The sequence below is a fragment of the Puniceicoccaceae bacterium genome (assembly GCA_040224245.1).
Classification (GTDB): domain Bacteria; phylum Verrucomicrobiota; class Verrucomicrobiia; order Opitutales; family JAFGAQ01; genus JAKSBQ01.
In genome coordinates, this window is sequence record JBEGIR010000013.1 from 1 (window position 1) to 8,024 (window position 8,024).

Below are 8,024 nucleotides of genomic sequence, written 5' to 3' on the forward strand. Positions count from 1 at the left end.
TCAAGTCTCAAAAGACCGATACCGTCCGGAGCCTCGCAGACTCCGGCACGTGATCAATAGTGTTGCGGCACGTTCCAGTCTTCGGGAAAGCTCACCTCAAACCGGGTTTCGAGCGTGCGGAACTCTCCCGCCGGAATGACCAGATCCCAGTAGAAGCGCCCGTTGTGTGCTTCCATGACCACTTCCGAAGCTTTGGGAGCATGAGTTTTGACCTCAATTTTTTCGTTCTGGCTGACCGGAAACTGATCCTTCACGCGCACGCGCTGCTCCCGCTGTGATGCATTGCGAATCGTCGTGAAGTATTGACGGTTCAGGCGTGTACGCTTGCCAAAAATGCCCTTCTCTTCCTGCATCAGTTCTCCGGGCTTGCGCTCAACTGTGAAGTTTTCATTGACGCCCAGAGCCAGCTCAAGCGATTCCCCCATGGCTGTCGCCTGCAGGTAGCTGCGTCCCACCATCTGCTGCTCAACAAAGAGCACACTCTCACCCGCCAGCAGAGGCATTTCAAAGCCCGGCATCACCTCTGCAGCCAGGTAAATCTGCGTGCCCTGTGCGGGAGCCACCACAGACCAGAAGGAAGCATCGACAGTGTTTTCAGCAATCAATGTCTGTTGATGCTGCTTTCCACTGCGCATCGAAAAAGGCTGCGGCAACGTCACCTGAAATGAACTGTAACCCGCCTCAAACTGCGGTGCAGCCATTTCCGCTGCCATAGGTGCCGCACCCGCTGCATCCATCGACATGAGGCGCATCTCAGCCTTGCGAGTCAGAGTAGCCTCAATGGGATTGAGGTAGATGGGGTGCAATTCGGGAATGTACGAGCTGCGGACCGCAGACGCCGTCGAGAGGGTCAGGCGAACCCCGTCCCATGCCTCACCTGAGCGCTGTTGGATCTGCGCCTGATAGCGAATCGTCACCTGCTCCTGTTCCGGATTGGCACGAATCTCGTAGACTGGCTGCCACGAACACTGCCGCACGCCATACACCAGGGCGAGTTCCAGCTCGCTGGCTTCCCGTGCTTCAACGCGCACTTCCACCCGCAATGCCGCAGATTTCAAGCGTTCCAATACTTCTGTGTGCTGTTGCACGAGTTCAGCGTGCGTGCGTTTCAGCTCCTCGATTTCCGCATTGAGATCCGCTTGCTTCTGCTTCACATCTGCGTGCGTCTGTTCATAAAAGGTCCAGGTGGATTCGATCTGCTGTTGCAGGGCTGAAGGGTCATCCTTCGATCCATAGCCCTCTGCAAACGATTCCATCAACGATTCTGCATAGTCGAGTCGACGCTGTAGAAACTGCCATTTTTGCTGAGCCTGCTGGAGCGCCAGGGCAGCCTGCTCAACCTGCTGCTTTAGTGCAAGTGCTTCCGGATGTTGATCCACCTTCAGCAGATCCGATTGCAGGCTGACATCCCGCACCCAAACCTCTGCCGATGTGTCCTTCACTTCGACAAGCAGCTGCGACGCATCCAACTGATTGGGAAGATAATCGACCTGCAAAATGGAGAGGCCCGCAGGAACCTCTGCCTGCAAATTGCGCACCACCCGCGCAGCGTCGGGAAACACGGTGACCGCTTCGATGCTGGATTGAACCGTTTGAGAGGGAAGGTTCGGCGTCCCGTGGGAACGGACGATGCCAACCAGACATAAGGTCAGCAACAGTAGGCTTGATTGAGTTTTCATAAAGGAATTGAGTCGATTCAATAGCTCGAGTGCAGTCGGACAGGTTTGTTTTTTACAGACTCCCATAGGGGCGGCTTCATTCATTCTTGCTTGCATTCCCTGTGGTCTCTGAATCGGAATCCAGCACTGCACTCCAGTCGCGGTTGCCCAATGTCATCACGGTTACCCCGCCCCAAAGGCAGAGCGCTGTCACGATCAGCACTGCATACCCCGTCGCATCGTGCACCAGTCCGTTAATCGAATCACCACCGTTGCGGTAGGCATAAATCGTCAGAAAGAGACTTCGCGCCAGATTGCTCAACACAGCAAGGATCACAGCCAGCACCACCAGCACCAGTTTGGGCAGTAAGGTCTTGAAACTCACCGCAGCCAAAAAAACGCCCGTCACCACACAACCCGTCAGCGAGCGAATGCCCGAGCAGGCATCGGCAACACCCACCCGACCCTCTGGCAGCACAAAGGTATTGCCCTCCTTCAGCAAGGGATAGCCAAAGACTTCAAAAACGGCAAAGACCACCGCCACCACTTTGTCCAGCAGGAAGAGCTTGAGTTCCTGCTTCACAAATCCCGGCATCGGCGCAGCCACCAACCAGACCAGTGCTGGAAACATCAACAACTTCACCAGCTCCAGCCGACGGGACATCGGGATGCTTCGCCCCTCCACGTCCTGATCCACAAATACGTAGGGCAGGCTCAGTGCAATCGCGGCAAAACTGAGCGCAAACAGCACCGTTGACGGCACCGACAACCCCCCTTCCGCCAGCCGAATCACACCTGCCAGCAGAAACATCAGCATGCCACCGCATGCGATCAATCCCATTGCCATGCCCACTGCGTGTTGCAACCAGTGCTTGCGATCCATGCGTCCCAAATCCACTCCCGGTGCTCCGCCCTCTATCAGTATCTGCTTCAGCGCAGGCCAGCGATCCATCAGTACAAACGCCACAAAGAATGGAACCAAGAAGCCAAAGTGGTATTCTTCGTCCCTTGTCCACCACCCCCACTGATCCCAGATGACAACAGCCAGGTAGGCCAGCAACATGAGCAGCGCAAACTGTGTGATGCGAGGGAGGCGGGACCAAAGCGCAGGGTTGTGTACTGGAATTTTCAAGACAAGGCAGCAGCACCAGAGTACCGAAGTCGATCAGGGATCGCGCAAACTGTAAACCGAAAAACCGTTGATTTTTCCCTGCATTTGCGGAAGATGCAACCCACCGGCAGTTGAAGCCAAAGCCCAACCCAATTTATGGATTTTCTACACTCATACTGGCGCATGGAATACGTGGAGGCTCCCAAAGAGTCCAAGGAAAGTTCCAATCCCTTCCTGCGCCTTCCCGAGGAACCGGACGACCGCAAGTCGCTCATCCTGATCAGGGGCGCGCATCACTACGTGGTGATGAACCGCTACCCCTATAACGCCGGTCACCTCATGGTCGTGCCCTACCGTGAGGTTGCAGATATCGACCAACTTGAACCGGACGAACTCACCGAGTTCATGCAACTCGTGATTCGCGCCAAACAGGTCTTGAGTCAGGCCCTTCACCCCAACGGGTTCAACATTGGCATCAATCTCGGAGCCGATGCGGGCGCAGGCATCCCCTGGCACCTGCACTGCCACATCGTGCCCCGCTGGAAGGGCGACACCAATTTCATGCCCGTCATCGGAAAGACACGAGTCTTGCCCACCGCACTCGACGCGCTCTGGGAACGGCTCAGGGAATTTGCGCATTGACGCACCCTTCAAAATTCACCATCGCAGGGTTTCGCATTTCCCAATCTGTGTCGCCCTTGAATCATGGCTACTGAAAAACTGCAGTTCACCAACCAACGCCACGTTGACCAGCTCTACGGCTCCAACGAAAAAAACCTGCGAGCGGTCGAATCCACCCTGCAGATCGAAATTGTGGCACGCGAAGACTGGATCCAGTTCAGCGGTGCATCCGAAGCCGTGCGCACGGGCGTGCAGTTTTTTGAGATTCTCGACGCAGCCCGATCACAGGGCATCCAAATCAAACAAAGCGATTTTCACAACCTGCTCGAATCAACCCTGCACGGCGATCCTGAAGAGCTGAAGGCACTCTTCGAAAACCCGCTGGTGATCAAGGTCAAGCGCAAGTCCATCGTTCCCAAAACGATCAACCAGAAGCATTACCTCAGTTCCATCCTTCGCAATGAGATCGTCTTTGGCATCGGTCCTGCCGGTACCGGTAAAACTTATCTGGCAATGGCCGTCGCGCTGCACCTGCTGATGGAGGGACGTGTCGAAAAACTCATCCTCACCCGCCCGGCCGTCGAAGCAGGCGAAGCCCTTGGATTTCTCCCCGGGGACTTGCAGGAGAAAATACTGCCCTACCTGCGTCCGCTCTACGATGCGATGTATGACATGCTCGGCAAGGAGGAAACCCTCAAGATCATGGAACGCGGTGTGATCGAAATCGCCCCTCTCGCTTACATGCGCGGTCGGACCCTCAGCAATGCCTTTATCGTGCTCGATGAAGCACAGAATACCACGCCCGAGCAGATGATGATGTTTCTCACCCGCCTCGGTGACAATTCCCGCATGGTGATCACGGGAGATATCACTCAGGTCGACCTGCCCAAGGCCAAAAAATCGGGCTTGAAACAAGCAATGGATGTGCTTCATGATGTGAAAGGTATCCAACTGTTCTTTCTGGATGACTCCGACGTCGTTCGCCATCCGCTGGTCCAGAAGATCATCGAAGCATACAACCGACATTCCAACTGACAGCACCATTCCGTTGACGCATGCTGCGCCCGCTTTCAGATTGCTAACCCGCCAACCCATGCATCCAGATTCCGGGTCTACCGACAACCAAGTATGATGCTCTATTCGCCACTCGTTTCCACGACCACACCGGTCGCTTGAAGCTCGTCTGTCTTCCCTTCGAAGCACCTGGCTCGAGCGAGTGAGCGAACCTGCCCATGACCACCTTGTTCCGCAGAATTTTTCGAATCCGCGAAAAAGGCTCCACCCGATCCCGTCACCTTCGGGAAAAACGGGTTGCCGCCAAATCAACCTTCCTGCTCAAAAGTCGGCGGCTGACCCTCCTGATCCTGCTCAGCAGCACCCTTCTGATTTCCTTCGTCAGCTTCTGGGGACAGGCCCCTTCGGGACCTCGCATTTCTGTTGATCAACTGGCACGCGTTCAGGTCAACGCAGAAACTTCGTTCAGCTATGTCTCCCGCATTCGCACCGAACTCAAGCGCGACCTTCAACGCAAGCAGGTCGCTCCGGTCTACGCGGTGAGCTATGAACGCTTTTCGGAATTCGAGGTTTTCATCAATGAACTGAACGACCTGTTGCTTGAGTTCTCGCGGACCCACCGGGAACTCTCACCAAACGAGCAGGAACGCAAGCTCGAGGAGACCTTGCATACGACAATCACCAATTCCACCTTTTCCGTGGATGTCAGCAGTGTGCTGACGCTCTACCGGGAAACCGATTTTCGGGAACGCTACCGACTGCTTCAACAGGGCCTCACCGAACTCTGGCATATCTACCGGGAGGGCATCTTCTCCCCGGGATCCCAAGCGGCCAACCGTTCGGGACGTTACTCCCTGATCAAAATCACCGACGAAGAGGGACGTACCCGCGAGGTTCAGTTCAAATCCCCCACCGAAGCCCTGCTGGATCTGCGTGTGCGCCTGAGTCGTCTCGAAAACCTGGAGGTGATTTACCAGTCCCTGTTTGAGATCATGAAGGAAGGCATTGTCGTCAACCTGTTCTACGACGAAGCCGCACATGCCCGCGAAATCAATGCAGCGGTCAATCAGGTGCAACCTGTTGAGGTTTCCATCCGACGCGGCGACACCATCATTGAACTGGGTTCGATCGTCACGCCGCTCGACATGGAAAAGCTCAATGCCTACGAAGAACGCCGCAGGCAGGAGGCCAAAACCACACCGCTGATGGGTGACTTCATGCAGGAGCGCATCTTCTACGTGATCATCCTGCTCGGCGTCACGGTGATCTTTGTTTTCACCGCCTTCCCTCCCACCGATCAGACCAACAGTCACTACCTGCTCTGTGCCCTGATGATCACCATCAATGTGATTGCCATTCGCATGGTGCTCGAACTTGGCGAAACCAGTCTGTTTGCGGATACCAAAACCCTCGGTTCCCTGCTGCTCTACGCTCCGCCCTTTCTCATTGCCCCACTGGTGATCAACCTGCTGCTCGGAGTGCTGCCTGCCGTGCTCTCCGCACTGATCATCAGTTCCATCTACGGATTAATGCAGGGCGAGAGCATCGAAACCTTCCTGGTCGTACTGCTCACCTGCATGGTGGGCATTACCCTCAGTCACAAGGTAAGGGTGCGCTCCAAAATCGTACGCGCGAGTTTTCTCGCCGGCCTCGTACTCGCACTGACCATCGTGGTGCAGGGATACTTCGATCAGGAGGGAATGACCGTCGTGCTTCAGCGCTCCCTGCTCTCCCTCATGCTCTCTCTGGTCTATGGCATGTTGATCGTTGGTATCGTCCCCATTCTCGAAGCCTCTTTTAAAATTTCTTCCGACATTACCCTGCTCGAGCTGACGGACTTTAATCATCCGCTGCTGCGCAAAATGCAGATGGAAGCACCCGGAACCTACCACCACTCCCTGATGGTCGCCAATATCTCGGAAAAAGCGGCCATCGAAGTGGGTGCCAATCCGCTTGTCTGTCGCACTTGTTCCTTTTTTCACGACATCGGAAAACTGTCAAAACCCGAATACTTCACCGAAAATCAGCTGGCTGGCTCGCCCAATCCTCACGATTCCATGAAGCCGTCGATGAGCGCGCTGATCATCAAAAATCACGTCTCGGAAGGCGTACAGATGGCACGGCGCTACTCGCTTCCCAAGATCATCATCGACATCATTCGCCAACACCACGGCACATCGCTGATTCGCTACTTCTACTTTCAGGCACTCAATGAAGCCAAAGAGCGCGCCAAAAAAGAGGGAGGCAGCCAACCCACCCATGTCACCATTGACCAGAGCAATTACCGCTACGACGGCCCAACACCCCAGTTCAAGGAGGCCGCCATCATCTTTCTGGCCGACAGTGTCGAAGCAGCAAGTCGCAGTCTGAAAAAGGTCACTCAACAGAACATCGAAGATCTGATCGACAGCATCATTGCCAATGCGATTGCCGACAACCAGCTCGATCAGGCACCGCTCTCCTATCAGGAACTCGCCAAGATTCGCTCCAGTTTCATCATGAGCATTCTCAACATGCTGCACTCCCGCATCGAGTACCCGAAAGCCGACGATGGCAAATTAACGACTTCGGGAAAGCCCGCGCTGAAGAGCACCGATCCCGCAGACGCTCCCATCGAAAAAAACTCAAGCCATGCAAGCCAGGGAAATTGACATCCTCGTCGACCACCCTTCGCTCACGGCACCCGAAAATGCGATCCTGCAGGCCATTCGTCTGGCGATCCATGCCCTGCAGCCCAACTTTCCCGATGGAGACCTCTCCATCGCCATTCTCAGTGACCCTGCGGTCGCCGAACTGCACGGCGACTTCCTCGACGATCCGTCCACTACCGATGTGATCACATTCCCCGGAGATCCGGACATGGAGTTTGCCGGGGAAATCTGCGTCTCTGCCGACCGCGCTCTGGCAACTCACAGCGAGCACGGTACCTGTTTTGCCGAGGAACTCACGCTCTACCTGATGCATGGTCTGCTGCACCTCTCCGGTTACGACGATACAACAGACGCCGCAAGTGAACGCATGCGGGAGGGCGAGGCAATGCTCATGCAACTGCTGCACGAGTCCGCAGCCATTCCTTGCTTTGTCATGCAGTCGTAACGGGGTCCTTTTCGCTCGCAAACCTATCGGATTTGCGGCAAAACAAAATCCCCTACTATGAAATTGACCCCACGCTTGTTTGCATGGGCACCCCTTGCTGAAGGGTGCCTGATGTTTACTGTGTTGCTGCTACCCTTATGCCTGGGTGCAGACACCCATCACGATCCCGCCCAAGTGCTCTGGTATGAGGCGCCGGGAACGCACGCGATCAATGAGGGTTTGCCCGTCGGCAACGGACGCATGGGCATGCTCATTCCCGGTGGAGTCGCTGAGGAGCGCATCGTGATCAATGAGGACAGTGTCTGGAGTGGCCATTACGTCGAAGGTGCCAACAACCCCGCCGCTGCAACTGCCCTGCCGTCCATCCGCCAACAGTTGTTTGAGGGTGAGGTCAAGGCAGCCAATGAACAGATTCTGCAAACCCAGGTTTCGGGCACTCAGCCCCATGATCCACGCGTCGAGGGTGGCTATGGCACCTACCAGATGCTGGCCGCTCTGCACCTGAGTTTTCCCCATGACTCAGC

Annotated in this window: 7 protein-coding genes; 5 read left to right on the forward strand and 2 right to left on the reverse strand. The window is 55.6% G+C overall.

The window, feature by feature from the left end; all coding sequences use genetic code 11:
* Positions 1–53: 53 nt before the first annotated feature.
* Together ABQ298_01895 and ABQ298_01900 are read right to left on the reverse strand one after the other, a co-directional pair.
* On the reverse strand, positions 54–1,679 hold the full coding sequence (locus ABQ298_01895; GenBank protein ID MEQ9823116.1) for a mucoidy inhibitor MuiA family protein: 1,626 nt from the start codon (positions 1,677–1,679) through the stop codon (positions 54–56).
* 76 nt (positions 1,680–1,755) lie between these two features.
* Positions 1,756–2,790 carry an exosortase/archaeosortase family protein gene (locus tag ABQ298_01900; GenBank protein MEQ9823117.1) on the reverse strand — a complete coding sequence of 345 codons (1,035 nt, stop codon included), beginning with the start codon at positions 2,788–2,790 and terminating at the stop codon, positions 1,756–1,758.
* Between the two features lie 135 nt (positions 2,791–2,925).
* Between ABQ298_01900 and ABQ298_01905 the strand changes: the two genes are divergently transcribed.
* The 5 genes from ABQ298_01905 to ABQ298_01925 form a co-directional block, all read left to right on the forward strand.
* Entirely contained in the window at positions 2,926–3,411 is a 486-nt protein-coding gene (locus ABQ298_01905; GenBank protein ID MEQ9823118.1) for an HIT domain-containing protein, read from the forward strand.
* Positions 3,412–3,474: 63 nt separating this feature from the next.
* Positions 3,475–4,425: a PhoH family protein gene (locus ABQ298_01910; GenBank protein ID MEQ9823119.1), complete on the forward strand. Its 951-nt coding sequence runs from the start codon at positions 3,475–3,477 to the stop codon at positions 4,423–4,425.
* Between the two features lie 197 nt (positions 4,426–4,622).
* Complete coding sequence (locus ABQ298_01915; GenBank protein MEQ9823120.1) at positions 4,623–7,055, forward strand: HDIG domain-containing metalloprotein; 2,433 nt, start codon at positions 4,623–4,625, stop codon at positions 7,053–7,055.
* A complete protein-coding gene (gene ybeY, locus ABQ298_01920) occupies positions 7,036–7,500 on the forward strand; it encodes an rRNA maturation RNase YbeY (GenBank protein ID MEQ9823121.1) in 465 nt (154 codons plus the stop codon). The genes ABQ298_01915 and ybeY overlap by 20 nt, the downstream gene beginning before the upstream one ends.
* Positions 7,501–7,557: 57 nt before the next feature.
* On the forward strand, positions 7,558–8,024 hold a 467-nt coding region (locus tag ABQ298_01925), incomplete at its 3' end, for a glycoside hydrolase N-terminal domain-containing protein (GenBank protein MEQ9823122.1).

What these genes read in the sequence shown, in the direction of transcription:
- ybeY (MEQ9823121.1), top strand. Translation starts at nt 7,036, where the DNA reads ATGCAAGCCAGGGAAATTGACATCCTCGTCGACCACCCTTCGCTCACG.
- ABQ298_01895 (MEQ9823116.1), bottom strand. Translation starts at nt 1,679, where the DNA reads ATGAAAACTCAATCAAGCCTACTGTTGCTGACCTTATGTCTGGTTGGC.
- ABQ298_01915 (MEQ9823120.1), top strand. Translation starts at nt 4,623, where the DNA reads ATGACCACCTTGTTCCGCAGAATTTTTCGAATCCGCGAAAAAGGCTCC.
- ABQ298_01910 (MEQ9823119.1), top strand. Translation starts at nt 3,475, where the DNA reads ATGGCTACTGAAAAACTGCAGTTCACCAACCAACGCCACGTTGACCAG.
- ABQ298_01905 (MEQ9823118.1), top strand. Translation starts at nt 2,926, where the DNA reads ATGGATTTTCTACACTCATACTGGCGCATGGAATACGTGGAGGCTCCC.